This window comes from Isoptericola sp. NPDC056578 (assembly GCF_042793275.1).
Lineage (GTDB): Bacteria > Actinomycetota > Actinomycetes > Actinomycetales > Cellulomonadaceae > Isoptericola.
The window spans coordinates 1-26,809 of record NZ_JBHTVC010000012.1 but is presented as its reverse complement, the minus strand read 5'-3'; the positions used below and the strand labels follow the sequence as shown (position 1 = coordinate 26,809).

The following is a 26,809-nucleotide window of genomic DNA, read 5'->3' as shown; positions in this document are numbered from 1 at the left end:
GGAGTCTGAAACGATGCCCACGTGAGTGAGCTCCTCCCGGTGTCCCAGGCCGAATCACTGCGCGCCGCGCTGCTGGAGTACCTGGGCACGACGTTCGCCCTGGCGGACGCGAGCACGCGGGCGTCGCTGGAGGACTTCCTTCAGTCCCCGGAGACGGGGCTGTTCCGCGGTCCGTACGTGCGGCTTCGCCTCCCGTTCCGCCCGGCCGAGGACGGCTGGCGAGACTCGCTCGACTGGTACGGCGGCTACCCGAGCCCGTACGGGCACCAGGCGGCGGCGTTCCGGCGGCTGTCGTCCCTCGCCCCGGACGGCGGGATGCGTCGCCCGCAGCCGACGCTGGTGACGACGGGCACCGGCTCGGGCAAGACCGAGTCGTTCCTCTACCCGATCCTCGACCACGTGCTGCGTGCGCGGCACGCGGGCCTGGGTGGCATCAAGGCCGTCATCCTCTACCCGATGAACGCGCTGGCGAACGACCAGGCCAAGCGGCTCACCGAGCTCCTGACCTCAAGGCCCGAGCTGGGCGGGGTCACCGCCGCCCTGTACACGGGCGAGCAGGGCCCGACCCGCACGAAGGTCACGTCGGCCGGCCTGATCAACGACCGCGCAGTCATCCGGGACAGCCCGCCCGACATCCTGCTCACCAACTACAAGATGCTCGACCAGCTGCTCCTGCGCCGCGACGACGCGAAGCTGTGGTCAGCGAGCGCCCGGTCGCTGCAGTACCTGGTGCTGGACGAGTTCCACACCTACGACGGCGCGCAGGGCACGGACGTCGCGATGCTGATCCGTCGTCTGGGGCTCGCGCTGAAGGCGCACTGGCCCTCCGACCCGGCAGCGCTCGCGGAGGCCGGTTTCACCGACGCCGACGTCGCCCGCCCGCTGGGGATCGTCGCGCCGGTGGCGACCTCGGCGACCCTGGGCGACAAGGGCGACCCGTCGGCGATGCTGGAGTTCGCGCGCACGGTGTTCGGCGAGGAGTTCCCCGCCGAGTCCGTGGTGACGGAGTCGCGACTGCCGCTCGCCGAGTGGGTGGGCGACGCCGGCGCCCGCGCCGAGGCCCGCGGCCTGCGGCCGGTCGAGGTGGACGACGTCGTCGCCCGCGACCTGCTCGCCGAGCTGGCCATGAGCGACCCCACGGACCCCGACGCGACCACCAGCGTCGTGCTGTCCCACCTGTTCCGCGAGAGCACTGACGAGACCGGGTACGTGGACCCGACCGCCCCCCGCCCCGATCTGTCCGGCGACACGGCGGACGACCTGTTGACCCTCGCCAAGGCGCACCCCCTCGTCTCCGGCGACCTGGGCCTGGTCCGGCTCACGACGCAGGCGGTGGACCTCGCAGACCTCGTCGACGGCGTGTTCCCTGTCTCGTCCGACCCCACCTGGCCGGCGCGCGCCGAGGGGACGCTCACCGCGGTCCTGTCCGCGCTGTCCCACCTGCGCAAGGTCACCGGGCGCGGCGCGCTGTCGGTGGACGTGCACCTGTGGACGCGCGAGCTCACGCGTCTCAACCGCACGACGGCGGGAGCGGCCCAGTTCCGCTGGCAGGACGAGGGCGTCGTCGTGCAGGACGCCGACGGCGAGGACAGCGACGCCGGGACGCTCACGTTCCCGGCGGTGTACTGCCGGCACTGCGGCCGCTCCGGCTGGGGCGTCGCGCTCGCGCCGACCGGGACCGACCTGGACACCCACGACAACGACATCCGCGGGCGCCACCTGCGTTCGGACGACCGCTTCCGGGCGCTGGTGCACGCGCCGGTCGAGGGCGAGCGCGCCGAGGAGGGCGAGAAGGTCGACGGCCTCTGGTGGTTCCTCGTCGGGCAGCGCCGCCTCGTGTCGACGCCGCCCGACGGCGACGAAGCCGAGGAGGGCGTGCTGCCCGTTCTCACGCACCCGATGGACGACGCCGGCGGCAAGCCGTCCAAGGACGACGACTGCCCGTCGTGCGGTCAGAAGGACGGTATCCGCTTCCTCGGGTCCGCGATCGCGACCCTGCTGTCCGTGTCGCTGTCCAGCTTGTTCGGTACGGCCGGGCTCGACGCCGCGGAGAAGAAGGCGCTCGTCTTCACCGACTCCGTGCAGGACGCCGCGCACCGCGCCGGGTTCGTCCAGTCGCGCTCGCACGTGCTGACGTTGCGCGCCGTGCTGCGGCACGCCGTCGGGGACGAGCCCGTCGATCTCGACTCCCTCGTCGACCGCGTGGTCGCCGACGCCGGCGACGACGACCGCAAGCGGTACCGGTTGCTCCCGCCGGACCTTGCCGAGCGCGAGAAGTTCGCACCCTTCTGGCAGGCCGAGACCTGGGCGAAGGTCCACCACACCGTGCGCCGAAGGGTGCGTCGTCGTCTGCTCCTCGACGTCCTCCTGGAGCACGGCCTCCGCTCCGCCGTCGGGCGCACCCTCGAGGCAACGGGCACTCTCGTCGCCGAGGTCCGGGCCGAGCCCGAGCTCCTGGTCACGGCGGCACGCTCCGCCCTGGACGAGGCGGACCGGCAGGGCGTGCTCGACGGCTTCGAGCCGACCGAGGCCGACCTGCGCGCCTGGGTCCGCGGGGTGCTGGAGCACATGCGCGCCCGCGGTGCGATCGAGCACGAGTGGTTCCAGAAGTTCCGCGAGGAGGACGGCAACCGGTGGTGGATCACCGGCGGCCGCCGCCGCCACGACGGCATGCCCGGGTTCGGCAAGGGCACCAGCGCACCGGGCTACCCGCGCGTCGGCGGCGCCGCCGTCACCGGGGCGGGGGCGAAGAACACCGGGGACGACCTGGAGCCCGTCGGGTCCCCCCGCGGCTGGTACGCCGCGTGGACGCACAAGTGCCTGCACGTCGACAAGACGGAAGCCGCGACCTTCGCCCGCCTGCTCCTCAAGCAGCTCGCGCGGCTCGACGTCGTCGGCACCCTCCTGTCCTCGTCCGGCGCCACCACCTACCACCTCGCCCCGCGCGACGTGGTCATCCAGGCCACGACCGTGGCCGCCCTCGACGCCGGCGACCTGTGCCTCGAGTGCACGGACTGCGGCACCACCGTCCCCGCGACGACGACCGTCGTCGACCAGCTCGACGGCGCCCCCTGCCTCGTCGCACGCTGCACCGGACGCCTGCGACGTCACGCCGTCACGGACAACTTCTACCGCCGCATGTACGAGGACTCCGACCCCGCACGCGTCGTCGCCCGCGAGCACACCAGCATGCTGGAGGACGAGGTCCGGCTCGCCTACGAGAACGCCTTCAAGGCGACGCGGCCCGCGCCGGACGCCCCCAACGTCCTCGTCGCCACCCCGACGCTCGAGATGGGCATCGACATCGGCGACCTGTCCGCCGTCGTGCTCTCGTCCCTGCCGCGCACCGTGGCGTCGTACCTGCAGCGCGTGGGGCGGGCAGGCCGACTCACCGGCAACGCGCTCGCGCTCGCGTTCGTCACCGCGCGCGGCGACCAGCTCCCGCGGTTCACCGATCCGGGGAGCGTCATCAACGGCGCCGTCCGCCCGCCGGCCACCTATCTCGACGCCGAGGAGATCCTGCGCCGCCAGTACGTCGCGTCGATCGCCGACGAGCTCGCCCGCCGCCCGGACGCCCCGCACCCGCGCACGGCCTCCGACGCGCTCGGCAGCAGCGAGCCGGGCTCGTACCTCGGCACGCTGCTCGCGCTGTCCGAGGCCGAGGGCACCGCCCTGCTCGACCGGTTCCTCGCCGGGTTCGGCGAGGTCTCGGAGGCGGTCAAGGACGGTCTGCGCGCCTGGGCGCTCCCGTCCGTGGACTCGACCGGCGACCCCGTCCCCTCCGAGCTGGCACGGCGGGCCCACCTCGCCTCGCAGGCATGGCGGGCCCGGATGGAGACGCTCGCGTACCGGGAGAAGGAGATCCAGACCGCGATCAACGCCGCGGACGGACTGCGCGTCAAGGCCGAGTCGCCCGCCGCGACCAGCGAGGACGAGCGCGCGCTGCGCACCGCTCAGGCCGCGTTCAAGCTCACGCAGCACCAGAAGGCCCAGGCATCGTCGGAGCACTGGGTCGGCGTCCTGGAGGAGCACGGCCTGCTGCCCAACTACACGCTGCTCGACGACTCCGTGTCCCTCGAGGTCGCGCTGTCCTGGATGGACCCCGACTCCCAGAAGTTCCACACCGAGCACATGGAGCTGGGCCGCGGGTCCGCGCAGGCGCTGCGGGACTTCGCGCCCGGCTCCACCTTCTACGCGCGCGGGTACGCCATCGCCATCGACGCCCTGGACCTCGGGCGCGACGACGACGCGGTGCGCATGTGGGCGTGCTGCCCTCGCTGCGGATACACCGCCGACGTCACCGTCGCGGACGCCCCCGGGGCCACGGCCGCACCGGTCGTGTGCCCCCGCTGCGGCGACGCCGGGATCGCCGACGTCGCGCAGCGGGTCGAGGTGGTCGAGCTGCGACGCGTGTCCTCCGTCATCCGGCGCGAGGAGGCGGCGATCGACGACCGCAGCGACGAGCGCGAACGGGAACGCTTCACCATCCGCACCCTCGCGGACGTCGACCCCGACGCGGTCACGCGGCAGTGGTTCGTGAAGGACTACGGGTTCGGCGCCCGCTACCAGCGTCAGATGACGATCCGGTGGCTCAACCTCGGCAAGGCGTCGGCGCAGGGGGCCACGGTCGAGCTCGCGGGGCAGCCGCACGACGTCGCGATGTTCCGCGTCTGCGAGCAGTGCGGCAAGCTCGACTCGTCCACCGGCGCCAACCGTGCCTCCGAGCACCGTCCCTGGTGCCCTCTGCGCAAGGCCGACCAGGAGAAGGTCCGCACCGTGGCGCTGTCGCGCTCGCTCACCACCGAGGGCCTCGTGCTGCGGCTGCCGGAGTCCGTCACCCTCGGCGACGACTTCTCCCTGCCGTCACTGCGCGCCGCGCTGCTTCTCGCCCTGCGCATCCGGATCGGCGGCGACCCCGACCACCTGGAGGTCACGGACGTCGTCGATCCCAGCCCCGCGGCGGGCAGCCCCGCCGAGGCGCTGCTGCTCCACGACGTCGTACGCGGCGGCACGGGCTACCTCGCCGAGCTCGCCGACCACGAGGCCGTGTGGTCGATGCTGCGCGACGCCTGGCAGCACCTCGAGCGGTGCCGCTGCCAGCAGGACGGGAAGCTCGCCTGCGAGCGCTGCCTGCTCCCCCACGCCGCGCCCCAGCACGTGGAGCACGTCTCACGCGCCTCCGCCGCGCGCCACCTGCGCGCCATCCTGCTCGGCCGATCGCAGGTCGACGCGGACGAGGCGGTCCCTGCCACGAGCCCCTGGTCCGTGACCGTGGACGAGCCGATCGTCGCCGACCCCGAGACCCACATCGAGCTGCTCTTCCGCAAGGTGCTCCGCACGCGGCTCGAGACGATGGGCGCGACCATCACCGAGAAGCCCGGTCCGCACGGCAACACGTGGTCGATCACCATGCCGGGCGGCGCGAACTGGCGGCTCGAGCCGCAGGTGCTCGTCGGCCAGGCCAGCACCAAGCCCGACTTCGTGCTTCGCAGCGACCGCCCCGACGTCCCCCCGACGGCGATCTACACCGACGGCTGGCAGTTCCACGCCTCCCCCGCCGTGAACCGGGTCGGCGACGACGCCACCAAGCGGCAGGCGCTGCGCGACCTCGGCTATCAGGTGCTGGCCTTCACGTGGGAGGACCTCGATGGTGGGAAGTCCACCACGGTGGACGTTCCCTGGCTGCACCCGCTGGCCACCGCCGCCGTGCTGAGCGACGCCAAGGACACCTTGTCACCCGCCACCGTCGGCCTGGTGGCCAGGCCGCCGATCGACCTGCTGCTCGACTGGATTCAGCGCCCCGACCCGAACGGGCGCGGACAGCTCGCCCGCTGGATGCCCTTGCTCGTCGCCCCGTCGCTCATCGGTGGCGTCATCTCCACCGAGGTCGGGATCGACCGGATCGCCCTGGACGTGCTCGACGGCGGCACCCTGCCGAGCGGCACGAAGTTCGGCGGGGCCTGGCACCAGGGCACCGTCGCGATCGGCGTCCGCGAGTTCACGCCGGGCACCTACGAGATCGCCGTCGTCCTCGACGACTCGGCCGAGGCCCTCGGCCACGAGCAGAAGACTGCGTGGCGCGAATGGCTGCGGCTGTCGAACCTGCTCAACTTCCGTGACGACCTGCCCGTGCGGATCACGACCCGCTCACTGGTCACCGGCCTTGCGGCGACGACCGCGCAGCCGTCGGCGGCAGAGGCCGAGGAGGCGAGCCGGATCGAGACGGCGCTCAGGAGCGCGCTCGACGCCCACCCGGCGTGGCAGGAGGTGGATGCGCTCGCCACCGAGGCGGAGCACGCCCTGTTGGTCGAGATTCTCGATGTCGCCCAGCTCGGGGTCGCCGCCCCGACGATCGGCGACGAGGTCGGCGACGGCGTGCCGCTCTCCCTGTCGTGGCCCGCCCTTAAGGTGACCGTGCGGTCCGACGACCTCGACGAGGCGACGGTCGGGCTCCTCGTCGCCGAGGGCTGGACCGTGCTCGACCCCGACGCCGCTGCCATCCGTGCAGCGCTGACCCGCTGACCCGGAGGAAGCACCACCGATGCCGCAGATCATCCTCGGCCCCTTGTTCGGCAAGCTCGACGGCGCCGTGCGCAAGGCCGCGTTCGCCTTCCTCGAAAAGCTGCAGGACGACGACACCGCTCCCGGCCTCCACATCGAGCCGATCAACGGTTCCGCCGACTCTCGCATCCGCACGGGCCGCGTCAACGACTTCTGGCGCGCCGTGCTGGTCAAGATCCAGGGCCAGGCCGCCGAGGCGCACTACGTCTACCTCGGGACCTACCCGCACGACGAGGCGATCACCTACGCCAAGAACGCCGTCGTGCGCATCAACCCGCGCAACGGCATCGCCGAGCTGGTCAAGGCGGACCAGGTCGCGACTCCGCCCGTGTACGAGCACGTCTCCGACCTCGCCGCCAAGCCCAAGCCCGACGACGTCGACCTGCGGACCTACCCCCTGCTGCAGACGCAGGGGATCACCGTCGCCGACCTCATCGACCTCGGCATCGACACGGACACGGCCACCGAGGCGTCGTTCGCCGAGACCGAGGACCAGATGCTGGCGGTGGCGCAGCTGGCGCCCGCTGCCTGGCAGGGCGACGCGCTGCTGGACCTCTCGATCGGCACCGGCCTCGCGGCGGTCAAGGAGAAGCTGGGGCTGACCCCTCCCCCGATCACACCGGACTCCCGGAGCGACGAGCAGCTCCTCACCGCCCTCAAGCAGCCCGCCGCCCAGATGGACTTCGCCTTCATCGAGGACGATGCCGCGCTGCGCGCCGCCATCGAGGACGACAACTTCGGCCGGTGGCGCGTGTTCCTGCACCCCGAGCAGCGTGACTACGCCTTCAAGCACCGCAACGGATCCTTCCGCCTCTCGGGTGGCGCGGGCACCGGGAAGACCGTGGTGCTGCTGCACCGGGCACGGCACCTGGCCCGCCAGGACCCGGACGCACGCGTCGTTCTGACGACGTTCAACAGGACACTGGCCTCGTCGCTCCTCGAGACCCTCAAGATGCTCGACCCGCGGATCCCGATCGCCAGCGAGCTCGGGCAGCCGGGGGTGTACGTCGCGGGCGTGGACGCGATCGCACGGCGGGTGATCGCCAAGGCGGAGGATGTGCATGTCGCGTCGCCTGCCTGGGGAGAGACCGTCGCATCCGTCCTCGGCGCACGCTCCCCGTACGTCCTGGACCCCACGGCCGCGGCACGCTGGGAGGCTGCACTCGGTGACGCCGGTGCGGACCTTCCGCGGGAGCTCCGCAGCCAGGCGTTCATGGTCGCCGAGTACGCGACGGTCGTCGTGCCGAACAAGGTCACCACCCGCGACGAGTACCTGCGGGTCCGTCGACCGGGTCGCGGCGTCGCCCTGAACCGCGCCCAGCGGGTGGCCGTCTGGAAGGTGATCGAGGCCTATCGCGCGTCCGCGGACGCCGCCGGCTCCACCGACTGGGACGAGAAGGCGATGATCGCCGCCGCTCACCTCGACACCATGTCCGCCGCAGGAACGGCTCGTCTGGCCGACCACGTGCTGGTCGACGAGGGCCAGGACCTCGCGCCGTCGCGCCTGGTCCTCCTGCGGGCCCTCGTCGCGCTGGGGCCGAACGACTTGTTCCTCGCCGAGGACTCCCAGCAGCGGATCTACGGCCAGAGGATCGTGCTGTCGCGCTACGGGATCAACGTCCGCGGCCGTTCGCGGCGTCTGACGTTGAATTACCGCACGACAGCACAGGTGCTCCACTACGCCGTCGGCGTGCTGGCCGGCGAGGACTGGGTCGACATGGAGGCCGAGGACGCCACCGTCGCCGGGTACCGCTCCGCGCGGTCCGGTCCCGCGCCCCGTGAGGTCGGCGTCTCGTCCCTCGTCGACGAGTACGAGCGCACGGCAGAGCTCGCCCAGACATGGCTGGACAGCGGCGACGCCCCCGAGACGATCGGCGTCCTGGTGCGCACCAAGGTCATGGGAGACAAGGTCGTCCACGCCCTCAGCGAGCGTCACATCAAGGCCAAGTTCATCCAGGACGACGCCGCGACCGGAACCGGCAGCGTGCTCGTCATGACCATGCACCGCTCCAAGGGCATGGAGTTCAAGCGCGTCGTGCTGTTCGGCGTCTCCCCGGACGAGGCCGGATGGGGGGTCGGGCTGTCGTCCCTGCCCGAGGCCGATCGCGCCGACGCCGAACTGAGGGAGCGGTCGCTGTTGTACGTCGCGGCCACCCGCGCACGCGACGAGCTCGTGGTGCTCTGGAACGGACAGCGCAGCGGTCTCCTTCCCCAGGTCTCAGTCTCGTCCGCAGCGACCGCACAGAACTAGGGGTTCTGCGCGCCCCCACTCGGCCCCAGTGCACGAGGAGCAATGGTTTCGCCGCCAAGAGCGGGACGACCACCGCGCGAGAAGACGTGCGCTCCCCTACCTTTCCCCCATGACGCGCGGACACCTCTTCGTGGTCAACGGACGGCTGGACTCCCTGAGCGCTGACGCCGTCGTCATCCCCACGGACGCTCGATTCGGGGTGAGAGCACAGTGGCGCGAGACCGCCGGGCTCGGACCTGATGGCTGCTGGGACGACCTCCGGCCGCAGGGCTGGGGGCCCGGTGCCGCCCAGACGGCTCGGGTACAGCGGGGCGGATCGGCACCCGAGGTGTGGTTCGTCGACACCGTCGCGGTATCACCGTCCGGAATCGGGGACGTCGCAGCCCGCGCGGTGGAGTCCATCACCGAGCGCTCCGGCGCTGCTTTGCTCCGCAGTGCGAACGACGCGGGACGCCAGCTGCCCCTCATTGCGATGCCCGTCCTCGGGACCGATGGTGGTGGGCAGGGCGGACGGCGTGGCAAGGTCATCGCTGCGCTGGTCTCCGCTCTCGGCAAGTCCACAGCAGAACTCGGCGTCGACGTCGCGCTCGTCGCGTGGGAGCGGTCTGACTATGCCGCCCTGCAGCATCGCCGTCGCGAGACGGAAGTGGCGGCACCGCTGGCGTCGAATGCCGACACTGCCAGGACGCTCGGGGAGCGAATCCGCCGGGGTGAGGTGGCGTTGTTCTTCGGTGCCGGGGTGAGCATCGCCGCGGGGCTGCCGTCCTGGAGCGGGCTGCTGTCAGAGCTCGTCCACCGGCTCGACCTCGACGAGCTCAAGGACCGGATCGAAAAGCTCGGCCCGCTGGAGCAGGCCGAGCTCGTCCAGGTGACCCTTGCGGCGAACCGGAAGGCCGACCCGGCCGGCTCGCAGAAAGAGCTCGGCCGACTGGTAGCGGACGTCGTCGAGGAACGTTCGGCACGGCCGAGCCTCGCCCACGCCCTGCTCGCGAGCCTCCGGGTGCGGGAAGCCGTGACCACCAACTACGACCGGCTCTACGAGCAGGCCGTCACAGCGTCCCGCGGGCCGAAGGGCATTTCGGCCGTCGACGTCCTGCCGTGGGCGCGGACATCGAGCGAGCGTCCCTGGCTGTTGAAGATGCACGGCGATGTCAGGCATCCCGGGTCGATCGTCCTGTCGCGCAGCTCGTTCGTGCACTACGACACCCGCTGGAAGCCGGTCGGTTCGCTCGTCCAGTCGCTCATGCTCACCAAGCACCTCCTCGTCGTCGGGGCGTCGATGACGGACGACAACCTGCTCCGGTTCGCCTACGAGGTGGCCGGGCTTCGGGAGTCCATCGAAGAGACCGGTCATGGCGACGCCGAGATCGGCACCGTGGTCAGCCTCGCCGTGGACGAGGCGTTCAGCCGGTTGTGGAAGGGCCGTTTTCGGGTCGTGGTCCCAGAGCTGGACGCTGATGTCGAGGCTCAGGAACCCGCGACCCCAGACGCCGGGACTGCCGACGTGCACAAGGAAAGCGAGGCCTTCGAACGTCGCCGTGCAGCCCGCGCACTCGCCGTCTTCCTCGACACCGTGGCGATGCACGCCGTCCGCGAATCGCCCTACCTCCTGGACGTCCGGTACGCCGATGGTCGCGGCGACACGGCCGCGCGGCTCGTGGACGACATCAACGCGGTTGCCGGCCGTGCCAGAGCGCTCGTCTCCGACGACGCCTGGCGTCAGCTCGTTCGTATGCTCGACGAGTTCGGTGCTTGAGAGCATCAAACCGCCGCGTCGTCGTTTTCACCCTCGCCACGCTGCCGACGCCAGCCATGGAGCACGCGCCACTGCCGTACGGTCGCGTCGAACCTGGAGAAGGAGGCACCTTGTCGGCGATCGTGCTCACGTGGAATCCCCAGCGCTGGGCCCTTGCGGAAGGTGAGCGCACCGGGCAGCAGGCGCGCACCGAGTCCGGGCGGTTGACGCTCATGGAATGGTCAGTGGGTCGCCGCCGATCGGTCCCTTCCGGACAGCGCGCGTTTCTGCTGCGACAAGGCGCCGGTCCGCGCGGCATCGTCGCTAGCGGTTGGACCCGTGGCCTGTTGAAGGGGGCCGTCGGCGAGGACGCGTCGACGGACAAGACCCGCTACGTGCAGGTCGACTGGGACTTCGTCGTCGACGAGGGTGATCCGCTGCCCGTGGCGCTGCTCGCAGAGGCAACGGCGGATGTGAACTGGAACAGAATCCGCCAGCGCGGGGTCGACATCCCCGATACCGCAGCGGCTGCCGTCGAGTCCCTCTGGTCCGCCCACGTCCGTGCCGCGGCTCCTCGGCACCTGAGGTACCTCTCCCGATGGCGACGGCGCGGGGAGAGGCGGCGCGCCGGTGCCCGCGCGTCGGTGTCCACGGGGAAGGACTGATCCATGGCCGCGACCGACATGCCCTACGAGCACCTGCTCCGTCCTCTGGAGACCGTTCCACCGCTCCCCCACGATCTCGCGCAGGCGCTCGGCGACGGCGCCGTTCGACCGCAGGGGCAGGAGGGGATGAAATGGAATCGCGAGCGTTGGGCGTCGCGGCTGCGCGGCGTGCCAGACGTCGGTCCGTTCCTGGACCAGGTCCCGTCCACGGTGGACCGCGCGGCGACCAACAGACTCGTGCTCGATACGTACGACGACGGGCGGGACGACCTTGCGTTCGTCGCCGCGATGATCTGGGGATACGGTCCGTCCGGATACGGCCCTTACAGGACGAGCCGCGTCCTGAGTGGCGACGGGCAGGCCGCGCCTGACCCGGAGGTCAGGGGAAAGCTCCGCGATGGAGCCGCCGCCGCGCGCCGGGACGGCGCCCTCGCCGGCTTCTACGCCCTGAACAACCGACCGGGCCGGATCCGATTCCTGGGCCCGGCGTTCTTCACCAAGTGGCTCTACTTCACGACTGCCACGGGCGGTCCCGACGATCGCGACGCTGCCCCGATCCTCGACCTCCGGGTCCAGCGCTGGATCGCCCGACAGACGGGGCTCTCACTCCGACTCGATCGCACCCGGGACTACGCCCGCTACCTGGAGCTGCTCGACGCGTGGGGCAGGCTGCCTGGAGGCACGCTGAGCAGGGCCACCGTCGAGCGCTCGATCTTCTCGCTCACTCGGTAGTGCCCTTCCAGCGAATCAGTCGCGCGATGTCGCACCACCGCCCCCGGGTCAGGAGCGGGCGATACACGACTTGCACGCCTCGTTCGCCACGAGGCCGACCCGCGCCCCAGAGTCTGTCGCCACCGCTCGCCCATTGCGCAGGTCCTGCCAGGCCCCAGGGCGGGTGATTTCGCCCCACCTGCTGAAGTCCTCGTCGTCCTTGTGGAGGCACCCCGCGAGGTGGCCCACGTGCGACGGCGAGACGTAGACGACGGCGGTGTCGGCCAGCATCGACGCGCTGGCGCCTCCATACCTCGGCGAGCACAGGGCACAGGTCCCGGGCGCCATGTCATGGATGCACAGGTCTTCGCTCATCTCGTCTCTCTTCTCCTCCGGCGCCACGGCGCCCCCGCTCTGATCCCAATTGTTCACCTCGGCTACGGCACGAATCTCGGCCGCGAGGTCGTGCCAGGCGAGACATTCCCCACCGAGCCGGATGACGGTCGAGAGCACCATCGACTTCTGCCCCGTCCCAGCGACCACCCGGCCCGGCAGCACGTAGAAGTCCCAGGCACCGATGTCGAGGCCGTCGTAGGGCCGCTCCGCGATCGTGGTCTGGACGCAGAAGACGTACACGTTGGCGACGAAGGCGTCGATCATGCCGCCGGTTGCCGCACTCCAGGACCGCTTCACCTTCGTGCCTTCACGACCACCGGGCAGGCCGCCGAACTTCAGCACGACCGGCCCGCGGCGCTCCCACGTCTGAGCGTGACCACTGGTCTTGACCTCGATCGTGATGCCGTCGGGTGAGAGCACGTCGTACGCGTCCCACTCGATGCGCGGCCCCGCGGCGCCGACCGCCTTGGCGACCAGGAACTCCGCGAGGTAGCCGCGGGCGGCGTTCTCCTTCAGGTTCGACAGCGAGTAGGCCCAGAAGTCGCGGACGGTCGCGTCGATGTCGGTGAAGCTCTCGTCACCGGTCAGGCGAACGGGATCAGTCATGGTCGGAAGGTAGCGCTCAGCAACGACATCGTGAGAACGGCTACGTGCACCCAGGACTCCAGTACCGAAGGGCCTGCTTCGGGTGCCAGACGTGTGAACCACGTTCTCCGGCACGGCCTTGTTCCTCTGGAGACAGCCTCCTCGTGCGGCGGCGCGCCATCCCACCCGGGCGGGCTGCCCCACGGACGGTCGCCACACCTGACTCTCGAGTGCGCATCGCGGCGCCGCATCGAGGGTCACGGCGTCTCGCGCTTCGACCGGAACGGTGCACCTTCTCGCCCGGACGCCAGCGCGGCGGGCCCGCGATACCAGGGCCGCGGCTACCGCCAGCCGGGACAGGAATTCACCCTCCCAAGCGCCAAGTCTCCGACCGCGACGCCGCTACGCTCTGCCTGCGTCACCACGGTGGTTGCGCTTCATTCACCGAGGGTGACCATGGCTTTCTCTCGTTCTCGCAGCGCGCTCGCCGCCCGCCGGCCCGTCGGCGGGACGTCCCACCGCAGCACTGCCGCGGCCGTCCTTGCGGCACTCCTGTTGTCGTTCGTCGCTGCGCCCGCGGCATCCGCGGCGGACGCCGTCGTCGCCCCCGAACCAGACCTCCTGACGATCGACGGAACGGTCGGCGTCGGCGACGTCGTGACGGTCGATCCGCGCGCCGACGCATGGACCCCGGCGACGGGACTCGAGTTCACGTACCAGTGGGAGCTCGACGGCGAGCCCGCCGAGGGTGGCAACGCCGACTCGTTCGTCGTTCCGGACGCGGTGGGCGCGGCACTCTCGGTCGTGGTCACCGGCACCCTCGGTTCCGCGGAGTCACCGGATGCGGGGCCGTCGGCGAGCGTGGAGGTCGCGGCCGTCTCGGTCAAGGGTTACGTCAAGCCCGGAACCGCCACGCTCGCGGGTCCCGCGCACTACCACTCAACCCTTACCGCCGTGCCCGGGGGAACATGGGCGCCCGCAGGCATCCAGTTCTCGTATCGCTGGTACCGGGACGGCCGTCTCGACGACGAGTGGGGCTTGCCGCGGTACCCCGTCACTGCGGAGGACATCGGCCACGAGATCTCCGCCGACGTGTGCGGGTACGACACCTACCACTCGTACGTCGAGGCATGTGTGCGCACCCCACCGGTGACGGTGACGTGGCAGGCGTTCCAGTCGAGTCCCGCCCCCACCATCACGGGCGTCGCACGCGTCGGCGCAGCACTGACCGCGCAGGCGGGAGCCTGGGATCCGTCCGACACGCGGATCCGCTACCAGTGGTACCGCGACGGAGCGGCGGTACCCGACGCGACCGGACGCACCTACGAGGTCTCGGCTGCCGACCTCGGCGCCAGGATCACCATCGCCGCGACGGGACGACTGACCGGATTTACCGAGGTCCGACGGACCAGCGCCCCGACGGTGCCCGTGGCCCCCGCAACCCTCGTCACCGGGCCAGTCTCGATCTCCGGGACCGCCCGGGTCGGTACCGCGCTCACGGCCATCACCCCGTCGTGGGACCCGGCCGCGCGACTCACCTACCAGTGGCTCGCGTCGGGTCAACCGCTCACGGGAGCGACGGCTCGGACATTCACGCCTCCGTCGTCGTTGCGCGGCAAGTCCCTGTCCGTCAAGGTCACCGCGACCAGGGCGGGACACACCACCGTGTCGCGCACCAGCGCCTCGAAGGCTGTCGCAGCCGGCGTGTTCAGTGCGCCGAAGCCGACAATTTCCGGCACACCCAAGGTCGGGGCGAAGGTCACTGCAGCTCGGGGCACGTGGTCGCCGGCGGCATCGCGGTACACCTATCAGTGGTCCGTCAACGGCAAGGCGGTTCCCGGCGCGTCCTCGTCGTCCTACACCATCCGCACCAAGGACCGAGGGGCCAAGCTGACCGTCACGCTCCGAGGTACCAGGACGGGGTACACGACGGCCCCGGTCACGTCGGCCGCCTCCGTGGTCGGCAGCCCGTTCAGCAAGGCCGCGACGCCCACGATCACCGGCACGACCCGGGTCGGCGCAACGCTCTCGGCACGCGTCGGCTCCTGGTCCCCCGCGCCGACGGCGCGCTCCTATCAGTGGTTCGTCGACGGCCGCCCCGTGTCCGGGGCCACCGCGGCGACCTACCAACCGACCCGCAGCGCACACGGCAAGAAGATCACCGTCGCCGTCCGCGTGTACCGGGCCGGATACGCCACCACGATCCGGACGAGCGCTCCGACTGCGGCCATCGCCTGGCCGGTCGGGATCTCCTCGCCGAGGATCACCACGCAGCCGTGGCAGATGTCGATCAAGCGGGCGGGCACAGCACCGACCTCCCTCCAGGTGACGGCTGCCGGCGGCGATCTCAGCTACCAGTGGCAGCGCAGCACGAACGGCGGCGCCACGTGGGCGAGCGTGACCGGAGGGGACTGGCTCCAGGTCGACGTCCCGTCGACGCTGGCCGCCGACGGCACGCTCTATCGCGTGACAGTGTCGAACGTCGCTGGATCGGTCACCAGCGCGACGGTGCGCCTCACGGTCGACTCCGCGCTGGCGTCACCTTTCTCGCCGGGTCGGAACATCAGACTCGACGACTGGACCGTCGCGGTCGGTCCGACGACGACTGCGACGGTCGCCGGGGACAGCGCTCACCTGATCGCGCGCGCGACGCTCGTGGCGTGCTACTCCGGGACGGCGTTGGAGATCGATCCAGCGGACGATCTGCAGCTGACCTACTTCGACCCCGCGGGAAATGTCACCTATGGAGTGGAGATCGACTCCCCTGACGACCAGTGGAACGTCAACCGTGGCGGCTGGGACCATGTCGCACCCGGTGAGTGCGTGACCTTTGGCGCCTACGCGGGGGCCAGCGTCGACGATCCGCGAGGGGTGTGGCAGGTGACAGACGTCTCGAAGGGATGGACGGCGCAGTTCGTACGCGGCGTCTCCTGAAGGTCAGGTGTTTGTCCCTTCCGCCTGCAGTGCGGGGCACGGACCACCGACAACGTCAGACGGGTCGCTAGGGTAGTTCGCATGCGAAGTGACACCCCTGCGACGGTGGACTCCGACGAGCTGCGGATCCAGATCCCGGCGGGCGGTTGGGTCGTCGGCACGGTGCGCAAGCCCGCGGACAAGTCACCCCGCGGCGTCGTGGTGATCCACCCAGCGACGGCGGTCCCGGAGCGCCTGTACACGGGGTTCGCGGAGTTCCTCGCCGCCAACGGCTACGTGGCCGTCACGTACGACTACCGCGGCACGGGCCGGTCCGGCAGCCCGCGCGAGCATCGCGGCCTGCGCATGCGGGACTGGATGTCCGACGACGTGCCCGCGGTCGCGGCGTGGGCCCGCCCGCGGTTCGGCGACGTGCCGCAGCTGGCCATCGGGCACAGCATCGGCGGGCACGCGCTCGCGCTGGGCAACGGCTCGCGGGGCCTGGCCGGGTTCGTCACGGTCGCGTCGCACGTCGCCGGGACGTCCACGATCCCCGACCGTGCGGAGCGGGCGCGCGTCCGGCTGATCCTGCGGGCGCTCGGGCCCGCGGCGGCGCGGGTGCTGGGCTACGTGCCCGGGCGCCGCATGGGCCTCGGGGAGGACATGCCCGCCGCCGCGATGCTCGAGTGGAGCCGCTGGTCGACCATGCCGCACTACTTCTTCGACGACCCGACCATGACCGCCACCGAGGACGCGGCGCGCGTCACCGGCGACGTCCTCGCCGTCGGGTTCACCGACGACCCGTGGTCCACCCCCGCGCAGATCGACGCGATCACCGACCGTCTCACCGCCGCCCGGGTCGAGCGACGCACGTGGAGCCCCGCCGACGGCGGCGTGGAGACGATCGGGCACCTGGGCTTCTTCCGCCGCGGCCTGCGCGACACGCTGTGGCCCGAGCTCCTCGCCTGGCTCGACGCCCGCGCCGAGGCCGCGCCGACGCAGGAGGACGGGAACGTCCGCTTCCGCGCCAGGAAGCCGCGCCGATGACGCGCCGCCCGCCGCGTCTGGTGTTCCTCACCATCGCGGCGGAACGCCAGCTGCGGCGCTGGATCGCGCGGCGCGGCGCGCACACCGCCGGGAACGGCGGCCAGGGATTCGGCGCCCCCGCCGCCGGCGTGCTGCTGCACCTCGCCGACCACCCGGGCGCGACGGTCGGCGAGATCACGGCCGCGCTGGAGGCCTCCCCGGCCGGCGCCAGCGGCCTGCTCGCCCGCATGGAGCGCGCCGACCTCGTACGCCGTCGTGCCGACCCCGACGACCGCCGCACCGTCCGCCTCGACCTCACGCCCACCGGCACCGCCGCGCTGGACGACGTCCGCGCCGCCCTCGCCGAGGTCAACGACCGCCTCACCGACGGCTTCACCGACGACGAGCTCGCCACCGTCGCCCGCTGGCTCGAGCACGTGAGGCACGCCCTGGGGTGACGGCGGGACTACTTCACCGCCCCGGACGTGATGCCCGAGATGATCTTGCGCTGCGCGACGACGAAGACGACCAGCAGCGGCAGGCTCATGAGGATCACGTAGGCGAAGATCAGGTGCCAGTTGTCGAGATAGAGCCCCGCGCTGGCGACCTGGAACAGGTTGAGCGGGAGGGTGTCGAGCCGCCCGCCGACGACGAAGAACGCGTAGAAGACGTCGTTCCACACGTAGAGGCAGATCAGGATCGTGGCGGTGGAGAGCACGGGCACGAGCAGCGGCAGGATGATCGTGCCGAAGACGCGCAGGGGCCCGGCGCCGTCCACGCGGGCGGCCTCCTCCAGCTCGTGCGGGATGGTCCGCACGAACCCCGTGACGAAGAAGATCACCGTGGACATGTACATGCCCATGTAGACGCCGATCATGCCGACGGCCGTGCCGGCGAGGCCGAGCTGGCGCAGCAGCAGCACGATGGTCACGACGGCCGGGGGAAGCACGATGCCGCTGATCGCCAGGGCGTAGAGCACCGCATAGCCCCGGGTGGTGCGCCGGGCCAGCACCCAGGACGCGAGCGAGCCCAGCACGAGCACGCCGATGACGGCGGGCACCATGATCAGCAGGCTGCCGAAGAAGCCGGCGGGCACGCGGCCCTGGTCCCAGACGGCGGAGAAGTTCTCGAGGTACTGCCACGTGCTGGGCAGCGAGAGGTTGGGGTTGAGCGCCTCGGCCTGGGTCTTGCCGGCCGTCACGACGACGATCCACAGCGGCATGCCGATCAGCACGACGACGGCGAGCAGCGCGGCGACGGGCTGGACCCGACGCCAGCCCCCGGTCCGCCCGCCGGTCGCTCGACGCACGGTGCGGGTGCCGGTGCGGGTGCTCAGGTGAGCGGTCTGCGCGGTCACAGGACTTCCTCCCGCTTGCGAAGGGTGCGGATGACGGGGAACGCGAGGGCGACGACCACCACGAACAGCACGAGGCTCATCGTCGTGGCCTGTGCGAACAGCCCTTGCCCGAAGGTCCGGAAGATGAAGATGTTGAGCAGCTCGGTGGTGCGGGCCGGCCCGCCGCCGGTCGTGGCCTGGACGATGTCGAAGCCGTTCATCGACCCGAGCAGCGCGGTGGCGACGTTGAACGTGATGGCCGGCGCCAGCAGCGGGAAGCGGATGTCGCGGAACGTGCGCCACGCGGAGGCGCCGTCGAGGCGGGCGGCCTCGAGCACGTCCTCGTTGATGGTCTTCAGCCCCGCCAGGTAGATGAGCATCGACAGGCCCATCCACTTCCAGGAGTGGATGAGCGCGACGACGAGCAGCGTCCACGTGGTGCTGCCGAGCCACGGGATCGTGACGTCGGTGCCGAGGAGGGTGCCGAGGACCCCGTTGACCGCGCCGTCCGGCTTGAGCATCGCCTGGAAGACGTAGCCGACCGCGAGCGCCGACATGATCACGGGGATGAAGAACATGACCCGCGCGAACCGGTTGACGCGGGTGTCGCGCTCGAGGAGGAGCGCGAGGAGCAGCCCGAACAGGTTCTGGAAGATCGCGACGAGCACGGCGTAGACGAGCGTGATCCGCAGCGAGGCCAGCAGCGTGCCGCTGCTGAGCAGGTCGGCGAAGTTGCGGAGCCCGACGAAGGAGATCGAGGACTTGAAGCTCGACCAGTCCGTCAGTGCGTAGACGAAGTTGAAGATCGTCGGGACGAAGAAGAACACGCCCAGGACGACGAAGGCCGGCACGAGGAACCACGCGGGGTGGTTCTTGCGGGTGCGTTCGTCCCTGCCGGGCGCGGCGCGCCGGGGCTTCGCCGCCGGGCGGGCCGGGGCGCCGGTGCTGAGGGTCGCGGTCATCGGTGCATCACCTTTCAGGGGTGCCGGGGCGGGCGCTCGCCCGCCCCGGCCCCGCGGCTGGTCTCAGGCCGGGGTCAGAAGCCCTCGACGCCCTGGGCGCGGGCGAGCTGGGCGAACTGGTCCTGGGTCTGCTGGGCGACCTGCTCGGGCGTGGTGGTGCCCTGGATCATGTCGGCCAGGTAGATGTACAGGTCGGGGTTGGCCACGGCGAGCGACTGCATCGACCCGACGGAGTCGGCGAGCGAGGCGTGCACGTCCTGCAGCGCCTGCGGCACGCCGTCCGGGGTGGGCACGTCGGGCTGGAGCGAGACGGTCTCGCGGTCGGCGACGAAGTCGGCGTAGCCGTCCCCGAGCCAGAACGACAGCAGCTGGCGGGCCGCGGCCTCGCGCGTCGCGTCCCCGGTCTTGAACGCGACGAGCGCGTTGGACTGGTCGGGGATGACGGTCGCGACGTTGCCGCCGGGCGAGATCGGGAAGAACCCGATCGTGTCGTCGAGCTCCGCGGTGTCCGCCTTGGCCTGGAGCTGGCCGAAGAACGAGTTGACCTGCACGGCCATGGCCGCGTCGCCGGCGAGCAGCGCGTCGGCCTGGTCCTCCAGCGTGGCGGTCTTGATGTCGTCGTTGAACAGGCCGTCGTCGATGAGGCCCTGGTAGGTCTCGATCGCGCCGAGGACGGTCGGGTCGGTGAACTTCTCCTCACCGGTGTTGACGCGGTCCCACAGGCCGTCGGCCGCGGCGTCGGCGAGCTGGACCTGCACCCACCACTGGGTCGCCCACCGGTCGCCGGCCATCTCGAAGAACGGGGTCTCGCCCTCGCCCTTCAGCGTGCGGCCGAGCTCGACGAACTCGTCCCAGCTCTTCGGGGTGTCCTCGATGCCGTGCTCGGCGAAGACCTTCTTGTTGTAGTAGACGCCCTGGACCGCCGGGCTCGTGATGAGCGCGGCGTACCGGGTGTCGTCGAGGGTCCCGGTGATGTCCTTGACCTCGGGGCTGTACGAGTCGAGCCACGGGGCGTCGTCGAGCGGCTGCAGGTTCGTGGGGGCGTTCAGCGCGGTGAGCATCGACGCCGTCGGCTGCCAGAACGCGAGGTCCGGCTTGTCGCCGGTGGCGACCTTGGTCTGGATGCCCTGCTCGTACGGGTCGGGGATCGTGACGATCTCGACCTTCGCCCCGGTGGCCTCCTCGAACGCCGCCGTGACCGCCTCGGGCACGGTGTTGGAGTTCTGGGCCGCCCAGATCGTCAGGGTGGTGCCGGTGAGGTCGGCGGTCTGCTCCGGCCAGTCCGCGGCTTGGGTGGCGCCCCCGTCGCTGCCACCGCCCGCCGTGGGGTCGCTGCAGCCGGTCAGTGTCAGCGCCGCCACTGCTGCTGCGGCGGCCGCGCCGGTCAGATACTTCTTCATATCAGCTCCTCGGAACTCGTCCGGCGTCATCGACGACGCCGGGACCTGGCTGGACGACGGTGGTGCTACCGCACGTCCTGATGGCGGATCCTCAGTACTCGCGCGGCCGGCTCGCCCGAGGCCGCACGCAGCCTCAGGCGCCCGTCCTCGGCGTGCGCCTCGAGCCCGGACACCGGGCCGTCGGCGGGGTAGACCGTCTCGACGGCGCCGTGCGGCACCGGGACGGAGATCTCGGGCTCGTCCCCGCCGCGCCACCAGACGGCCAGCACGGTCTCGTCCGCGGTGGCCCGCCCGACGGCGACCCAGGGCGCGTCCCAGTCCGGCAGGCCCAGCGGCCACACCGGCACGGCGCCGCGCGCCTCGTCGTCCCAGGCGCGCGCGGCGCGCACCCCCTCGGCCACGAGCGCGCGCTGGGCCTCGTCCATCCCGTCGAGCTGCCCGGACAGGTACAGCCGGCCGGACAGCCCGGTCACCATGGTGAAGACGATCTCGGCGTCGGACATCGACGGCTGCGGGTATGCCCAGTTGCCCGCCTGCTCGGGCAGCACGGCCACGAGCGCGCCGGCGGCGACCGGCGGGTAGCGCAGCGGCTCCTGCTGGTCCGTCGTCGACTGGAGCTCCAGCCGGGACAGCAGGCCGTTGTCGGCGCGCATCGCCCCGGACGCGCAGTTCTCCACGACCAGGCGCGGATGCCGGGCGAGCACGCCGTCGAGCCAGGTCAGGTACGCCCGCGTGTGGCGCAGCAGCCCGTCGCCGACGCTGTCGGCGTCCCGGTCGGTGCCGGGGCCGGGCGTGACGTTGTAGTCGAGCTTGAAGTAGCCGACGCCGTGCTCGTCGACGAGCCGGTCGACGACGTCGTCCAGGTGCTTGCGCGCCTGCTCGTCGCGCAGGTCCAGCAGGTACCGGCCGTGCTCGACGATCCGCGTGCCGTGGCGCTGCAGGAACGCGTCCTCGGGGAGCTGCGCCGCGAGCGGGCTGCGGACGCCGATCACCTCGGGCTCGAGCCACAGCCCGGGCACCATGCCGGCGGCCCGGATCGCGTCGAGCACCCGGTCGAGACCGCCGTCGGGGAACCGCACGTGCGACGGCTGCCACTCCCCCACGGAGTCCCACCAGTCGCCACCGTCGTCGTACCAGCCGGCGTCGACGCAGAAGTAGTCGGCCCCGACCTCGCCCGCGGCCGCGATCAGCGGCAGGAGCTTGTCGGTCGTGGGGTCGCCCATGAGCGTGTTCATGTAGTCGTTGAAGACGACGGCCCCGGCGGCGCGGGCCGGACGGCGGTCCGCGCGGCGGTGGCGCGTCAGCTCGCCCACCGCGGCCTGCCAGTCGCCGTCGGCCCAGGCGACCGACACGGGCACCGAGGCGAACTCCTCGCCGGGCCGCAGACTGCGCAGCCAGGCGTGGTCGGCGTCGGTGGGGCCGAGCAGGCCCAGCACCAGCGCCTCGCGGTCGTCCGTGGCCAGCCGGACGCCGAGCTCCGTCCGCCAGGGCCCGGGGTGCTCGACCTGCCACGCCAGGCTCGCCGTCGCCGTGGTGACCACCCCGGCGGGCGGGTGCTCCCCCGACGACCAGGTGCCGTGGCTGACGACCGCCCGCGCACCGCGGGAGTCCTGCCGCTGGTGCGACGCCAGCCCGAGGGCGGGCAGCCCGGTCTGGCCGCGCACCGGCGTCGACGACCACCGCCACTCGCCGAGCCACTCGCCGTCGCCCTCGATCGACACGGCGTCGTCGAGCCCGTCGGGGCCGCACGGGTCCGCGAGCATGAGCGACGACACCGCCTGCAGCCGGACCGTGGCCGCGCCGGCGTTGCGGACCGTCGTCCAGGCCTGCACCGAGGTCCCCCCGGTCCGGGCGCGGAGGGTGGACCGCACGTCCAGCCCGCTGACCTCGTCGCGCTGCACGACCTCCAGGCGCTGCCAGCCGCGGTCCTCGGTCACCTCGTGGCTCACGTACCGCAGCCGCGCGCCGATCTCGGTGGCCGTGTTCCGCAGGTTCGCGGAGCGGTGCCCGTGCCCGACGGCGAGGATCTCGACCAGCGGCTGCACCGCCGGGCCGGGCCGCTCGCCGGCCGGAACCAGGGACACGGCGACCGGGCCGTCCAGGGGGCGGCGCACGACCAGCCGCAGGGCCCCGTCACCCCACGTCATCAGCTCGCGGCCCACGTCGGCCCGATCCGGCATCTCTGCCTCGCTTCCTTCGCCACCATGGCGCATCGTCGATGACGCTATGAAAGCGTCGATCATCTGAAAATGCAAGCACGGATGCCGGGTGAACCAGGGATATCTGATCTTCGGTTTCAGGCCACGGCGTCGGCGAGCCGGCGCGAACGGAGGATCCGGGTCAGCTCGAGGCGGCAGGGCGCCCGGTCGACTGGCGCACCACGAGGTCGGGGATCATGCGCACCGAGGGTCGCGGCTCCCCCGCGTCCATCCGCCCGACGAGCAGCCCGAACACCTGGTGGCCCAGACCCACGAAATCCTGGCGGACCGTAGTGAGGGGTGGCACCCACAGCTGGCTCAGCGGGTGGTCGTCGAAACCGATCACGCTCACGTCGCCGGGGATCGAGCGCCCGGAGTCGACCAGGCCCTTCATAACGCCGATGGCGAGCTCGTCGTTCCCGGCGAGCACGGCGGTCGCCGACGCGTCGCGCGCCAGGCGGACCCCGGCGTCGTAGCCGGCGAGGGGGTCCCAGCCCGCGTGGATCACCGGCGGCGGCTCGATCCCGGCGTCGCGCAGCGCCTCGCGCCACCCGACCATGCGCGCGCTCTCGACCCCCACGGACGGGATCGCCACGTGATGGACGGTCCGGTGCCCCAGGTCCAGCAGGTACCGGGTGGCCTGGGTCGCCGCGTGCCGGTCGTCCATGTACGCGTGCGAGATGGCCTCGTCCGACGACCCGCCGGAGGCGGCCGCGACGGCGGGCAGCCACGAGGGCATCTGCGCGAGCGCCGCCACGCCGGGCGGGTCGAACTCCAGGACGATCGCGCCCGCGAGCGGCTGGCCGAGGGCATGGTCGATGGCCCGCTCGACGGTGGGGCCGTCGGCCGTCTCCACCACGGAGATGACGACCATGTAGCCGGCCTGTCGCGCGGCCTCCTCGATGCCCTGGATCGTGGCCGCGTACCCGTAGCGCGTCGTGTTGCCCGCGAACACGGCGATCATCGAACCGGCCTGGCTCGCCAGCGACCGGGCGGCGCCGTTGGGCCGGAAGCCCAGCTTCTTGACCGCCGCCATGACCCGCTCCCGACGCTCCGCGCTGACCGGCACCGTCCCGTTGAGCACGCGCGAGACGGTGGGCACCGACACGCCGGCGACCCGGGCGACGTCGGCGATGACGGGCGGCTTCACCCTCGGGACCTGGCTCACGCCGCAAGGTTACGCGACCGCGGCCCGCTCTTGTGGTCGAGCATGATTCACGCTTTCATGGCACACGGCGCCCGACGTCGACTGTCCAGGCGCCATCAGACCTACGAAGGAGTGGATCGTGCCCCAGTCACGTGAAAGCGTGTATCAGATCGGCGCCCGGCGAGGCGCCCTCGCCGTCGCGGCGTTCGCTGCGCTCAGCCTCTCCGCCCAGGCAGGATGGGCGGCACCCGCCACCGACGAAGGAGAACCCGTGACCGACGTCCTGTCCGTCGACTTCGCGCAGACCACCGGCGACTTCCGCGGCGGCGCCACCGGGACGCTGTACGGCTTCGGCGACGACGGTGTGCCCACGCAGGCGCTGATCGACGGCGCCCACATCACCAACTCGTCCCAGAAGGCGCCCTACGGCACGCAGCACCCGAGCGGCGACGCGCTGACGATCGAGGACGGGTTCTTCGCCAAGCACGGCCAGGAGCTGGCGATCTACATCCAGGACTACTACCCCGACTGGTCCTACAACGGCGGCAAGCGCCCGGGCGACGCCCGCACCTACGACCAGGCCACGGGCACCTACGTCGACGAGCCGAACGGCGTGTGGGACTACCTCGAGATCGTCGAGTTCGTCACCGAGGCGGTCGCCACCCAGTCCGACCACCCCGAGAAGTACCTGTTCATCCCGTTCAACGAGCCCGACGGCGGCAACTGGTACCCGGACTGGCCGGGGCAGAAGGACCAGTTCCTCGCGGACTGGCAGGCCACGTACGAAAAGATCCAGGAGGTCTACGACCGGCACGGACTGGGCCACGCCCGGATCGGCGGCCCCGGCGACACCCGCTGGCAGCCCGAGCGGTCGGCCGACTATCTCACCTACGCCAAGGCGCACGGCGTCCTGCCGGACGTGTTCATCTGGCACGAGCTCGGCATCGACAACCTCGCCACCTTCCGGTCCCACATGCGCGACTACCGGCAGCTGGAGCAGGACCTCGGCATCGACCCGATCCACGTGAACATCACCGAGTACGGGATGCTGCGCGACATGGGCGTGCCCGGCCAGCTCGTGCAGTGGCTGTCGATGTTCGAGGACGAGAAGGTCGACGCCCAGACCGCCTACTGGAACTACGCGGGGAACCTGTCCGACAACACCGCCCGCGCCGGCGGCGCCAACGCCGGCTGGTGGATGTTCAAGTGGTACGGGGACCTCGAGGGCAGCCAGACCGTCCAGGTCGACCCGCCGCACCCCGACACCGTCGACACCCTGCAGGGCATCGGCGCGATCGACGAGGACGACCGCCGTGCGACCGTCCTGCTCGGTGGCACCGACGACGACGTCCGCCTCGACCTGTCCGGTCTCGACCGGCGCACCTTCGGCCAGAAGGTCGACGTCGAGGTGCGGGAGGTGACGCTCTCCGGGGCGCAGGGGCTCGCGAACACCCCGCGCGTGGTTCAGAGGATCGACGGTGCCAAGGTGCGCGACGGCGGCCTGGAGCTCGACCTCGACCCCTACGACCGGTACGCCGCGTACCAGGTCGTCGTGACGCCGGCGCGAGGCACCGACCCGGGGCCCGACGTCTGGACGACGAGCGTCGAGGCGGAGGACACCGAGCTCACCGACGCCCAGGTCTACACCCAGGACCCGCAGGAGGGCGGCGGCTGGAAGTTCCTCGCCTCCGGCGGCCGCGACGTCGGCTCGTTCAACAAGGCGACGTCGCGCGCCGACTGGACGGTGACCGTGCCCCGCGACGGCACCTACCGCCTGCAGGTCATCGGCGCCACGCCGGGCGTGCCCGGGCGGCACGCGCTCTTCGTCGACGGCACGCTCGACCAGCCGGTCCAGTACACCGCCGACCTCGCGCTGACCAGCGCCCAGAAGTGGCAGTACCGCGGCAGCACCGAGGTGCAGGTCGAGCTCACCGCTGGGGAGCACGTCCTGTCGCTGCGAGCCAGCGAGGACGGCAGCACCCTGCTGCCGAACGCCGACATCACGCTCGACAAGCTCGTCCTGACCGACGTCAGCGACGGCGAGCCCACCGCCTACCCGGCGAGCACCATGCGCCTGGCCGGCGGAGCCCGCCTGGACTGGGACCGCGGCAACGCCCGCGGCTTCGCCCGCGTCCAGGGCGAGGAGCAGCGCGCGGAGGTGTACGCCACCGCGATGGAGTCGGGCTACTACGACGTCACCGTGCGGCACACCACCACCCGGGCGTCCGACCTCACCCTGACGGTCAACGGGCGCGCGGCCACGTCGTTCGGCGTCCGCGGACCTGGGGCCTGGACCTCCACCGCACGGGTGCACCTCGCCGAGGGCATCAACGAGCTCGAGCTCGCCTCCGACGCCGGGTCGTTCGTCGGCTCCGTGACGACGACGCGCGCGCCGGACGACGCGGCCGTCACCGTCCAGGCCGAGGACGCCGCGCTCCACGGCACGGCCGTCGTCGCCACGAAGTCCGCCGCGTCGGGGTCCAACGCCTCGGGCGGCAAGGTCGTGGAGTGGCTCGGCGACGGCGAGGAGAACTACCTCGAGATCGCCCGCGCCGCCGGCTTCGCCGCCGCCGGCGACTACGACGTCACCGTGCGGTACGCCAACGCGGAGCTGTCCGGGAAGCACGACTACAACCCCCAGGTCGTCGACCGGGAGCTGCAGGTCAGCGAGGGCGGCGCCGTCGCCGGGGCCACCCACTTCCGCTACACGTTCTCGTGGGACAGCTTCTGGGAGCGCACCGTCCCGGTGGCCCTCGCGACCGCGGACCAGCCGCTGCGCTTCGGCAACCCGGACGCGTTCGCGCCGAACATCGACGCGATCACGATCGCACCGCTGGTCACCGGCGAGCCGACGACCCAGCGGGTCACCGGCCGGGCCTGACCGCACCTGCTGTGGGCGCCCGCCCCGAGCGCGAGCTCGGGG

15 protein-coding genes are annotated in these 26,809 nt (G+C 71.7%); 9 read left to right on the top strand and 6 right to left on the bottom strand.

Annotation, left to right across the window (positions count from 1 at the left end; genetic code table 11):
- Nucleotides 1-21 precede the first annotated feature (21 nt).
- The 5 genes from ACFQ80_RS07040 (at nt 22) to ACFQ80_RS07020 (ending at nt 11,944) form a co-directional block, all read left to right on the top strand.
- Complete coding sequence (locus ACFQ80_RS07040) at nt 22-6,522, top strand: DEAD/DEAH box helicase (protein WP_430563123.1); 6,501 nt, start codon at nt 22-24, stop codon at nt 6,520-6,522.
- A gap of 19 nt (nt 6,523-6,541) precedes the next feature.
- Nucleotides 6,542-8,812 carry a 3'-5' exonuclease gene (locus tag ACFQ80_RS07035; protein WP_430563122.1) on the top strand — a complete coding sequence of 757 codons (2,271 nt, stop codon included), beginning with the start codon at nt 6,542-6,544 and terminating at the stop codon, nt 8,810-8,812.
- 109 nt (nt 8,813-8,921) lie between these two features.
- Nucleotides 8,922-10,568, top strand: coding sequence for an SIR2 family protein (locus tag ACFQ80_RS07030; protein WP_430563121.1), 1,647 nt, complete (start codon nt 8,922-8,924; stop codon nt 10,566-10,568).
- A 110-nt stretch (nt 10,569-10,678) separates the two neighbouring features.
- Nucleotides 10,679-11,212: a hypothetical protein gene (locus ACFQ80_RS07025; protein ID WP_430563120.1), complete on the top strand. Its 534-nt coding sequence runs from the start codon at nt 10,679-10,681 to the stop codon at nt 11,210-11,212.
- A 3-nt stretch (nt 11,213-11,215) separates the two neighbouring features.
- The gene (locus tag ACFQ80_RS07020) at nt 11,216-11,944 is read left to right on the top strand and encodes a hypothetical protein (RefSeq protein ID WP_430563119.1); all 729 of its coding nucleotides are present in this window, start codon (nt 11,216-11,218) and stop codon (nt 11,942-11,944) included.
- Nucleotides 11,945-11,992: 48 nt separating this feature from the next.
- On the opposite strand, the gene ACFQ80_RS07015 is transcribed toward ACFQ80_RS07020, so the two are convergent.
- Nucleotides 11,993-12,925, bottom strand: a complete 933-nt coding sequence (locus ACFQ80_RS07015) for a hypothetical protein (RefSeq protein ID WP_430563118.1) — start codon at nt 12,923-12,925, stop codon at nt 11,993-11,995.
- Between the two features lie 93 nt (nt 12,926-13,018).
- On the opposite strand from ACFQ80_RS07015, the gene ACFQ80_RS07010 reads away from it, so the two are divergent.
- The 3 genes from ACFQ80_RS07010 to ACFQ80_RS07000 all read left to right on the top strand — a co-directional run bounded on the left by ACFQ80_RS07010 (nt 13,019) and on the right by ACFQ80_RS07000 (nt 17,301).
- Nucleotides 13,019-15,838 (top strand): hypothetical protein, encoded by a 2,820-nt coding sequence (locus ACFQ80_RS07010; RefSeq protein WP_430563117.1) that lies wholly within the window; start codon nt 13,019-13,021, stop codon nt 15,836-15,838.
- A gap of 81 nt (nt 15,839-15,919) precedes the next feature.
- Nucleotides 15,920-16,864, top strand: a complete 945-nt coding sequence (locus tag ACFQ80_RS07005; RefSeq protein ID WP_430563116.1) for a serine aminopeptidase domain-containing protein — start codon at nt 15,920-15,922, stop codon at nt 16,862-16,864.
- A complete protein-coding gene (locus ACFQ80_RS07000) occupies nt 16,861-17,301 on the top strand; it encodes a MarR family winged helix-turn-helix transcriptional regulator (RefSeq protein WP_430563115.1) in 441 nt (146 codons plus the stop codon). The genes ACFQ80_RS07005 and ACFQ80_RS07000 overlap by 4 nt, the downstream gene beginning before the upstream one ends.
- Nucleotides 17,302-17,309: 8 nt before the next feature.
- Here ACFQ80_RS07000 and ACFQ80_RS06995 read toward each other — a convergent pair whose 3' ends face one another.
- The 5 genes from ACFQ80_RS06995 to ACFQ80_RS06975 form a co-directional block, all read right to left on the bottom strand.
- A complete protein-coding gene (locus ACFQ80_RS06995; protein WP_430563114.1) occupies nt 17,310-18,200 on the bottom strand; it encodes a carbohydrate ABC transporter permease in 891 nt (296 codons plus the stop codon).
- A complete protein-coding gene (locus ACFQ80_RS06990; protein ID WP_430550290.1) occupies nt 18,197-19,141 on the bottom strand; it encodes a carbohydrate ABC transporter permease in 945 nt (314 codons plus the stop codon). Before ACFQ80_RS06990 ends, ACFQ80_RS06995 begins: the two co-directional genes overlap by 4 nt.
- A 74-nt stretch (nt 19,142-19,215) precedes the next feature.
- Nucleotides 19,216-20,541 carry an ABC transporter substrate-binding protein gene (locus ACFQ80_RS06985; protein ID WP_430563113.1) on the bottom strand — a complete coding sequence of 442 codons (1,326 nt, stop codon included), beginning with the start codon at nt 20,539-20,541 and terminating at the stop codon, nt 19,216-19,218.
- A gap of 65 nt (nt 20,542-20,606) precedes the next feature.
- The gene (locus tag ACFQ80_RS06980) at nt 20,607-22,721 is read right to left on the bottom strand and encodes an alpha-galactosidase (protein ID WP_430563112.1); all 2,115 of its coding nucleotides are present in this window, start codon (nt 22,719-22,721) and stop codon (nt 20,607-20,609) included.
- A 160-nt stretch (nt 22,722-22,881) separates the two neighbouring features.
- On the bottom strand, nt 22,882-23,907 hold the full coding sequence (locus tag ACFQ80_RS06975) for a LacI family DNA-binding transcriptional regulator (protein ID WP_430563111.1): 1,026 nt from the start codon (nt 23,905-23,907) through the stop codon (nt 22,882-22,884).
- Between the two features lie 250 nt (nt 23,908-24,157).
- Here ACFQ80_RS06975 and ACFQ80_RS06970 point away from each other — a divergent pair, with 250 nt between their 5' ends.
- Entirely contained in the window at nt 24,158-26,767 is a 2,610-nt protein-coding gene (locus tag ACFQ80_RS06970) for a hypothetical protein (protein WP_430563110.1), read from the top strand.
- The last annotated feature ends 42 nt before the right edge of the window (nt 26,768-26,809 follow it).

Bases quoted from the DNA above. Each gene is read 5' to 3' on its own strand.
- ACFQ80_RS06985 (WP_430563113.1), bottom strand. From the start codon at position 20,541: ATGAAGAAGTATCTGACCGGCGCGGCCGCCGCAGCAGCAGTGGCGGCG.
- ACFQ80_RS07000 (WP_430563115.1), top strand. From the start codon at position 16,861: ATGACGCGCCGCCCGCCGCGTCTGGTGTTCCTCACCATCGCGGCGGAA.
- ACFQ80_RS06980 (WP_430563112.1), bottom strand. From the start codon at position 22,721: ATGCCGGATCGGGCCGACGTGGGCCGCGAGCTGATGACGTGGGGTGAC.
- ACFQ80_RS07030 (WP_430563121.1), top strand. From the start codon at position 8,922: ATGACGCGCGGACACCTCTTCGTGGTCAACGGACGGCTGGACTCCCTG.
- ACFQ80_RS07015 (WP_430563118.1), bottom strand. From the start codon at position 12,925: ATGACTGATCCCGTTCGCCTGACCGGTGACGAGAGCTTCACCGACATC.
- ACFQ80_RS06990 (WP_430550290.1), bottom strand. From the start codon at position 19,141: ATGACCGCGACCCTCAGCACCGGCGCCCCGGCCCGCCCGGCGGCGAAG.
- ACFQ80_RS07005 (WP_430563116.1), top strand. From the start codon at position 15,920: ATGCGAAGTGACACCCCTGCGACGGTGGACTCCGACGAGCTGCGGATC.
- ACFQ80_RS07020 (WP_430563119.1), top strand. From the start codon at position 11,216: ATGGCCGCGACCGACATGCCCTACGAGCACCTGCTCCGTCCTCTGGAG.
- ACFQ80_RS07035 (WP_430563122.1), top strand. From the start codon at position 6,542: ATGCCGCAGATCATCCTCGGCCCCTTGTTCGGCAAGCTCGACGGCGCC.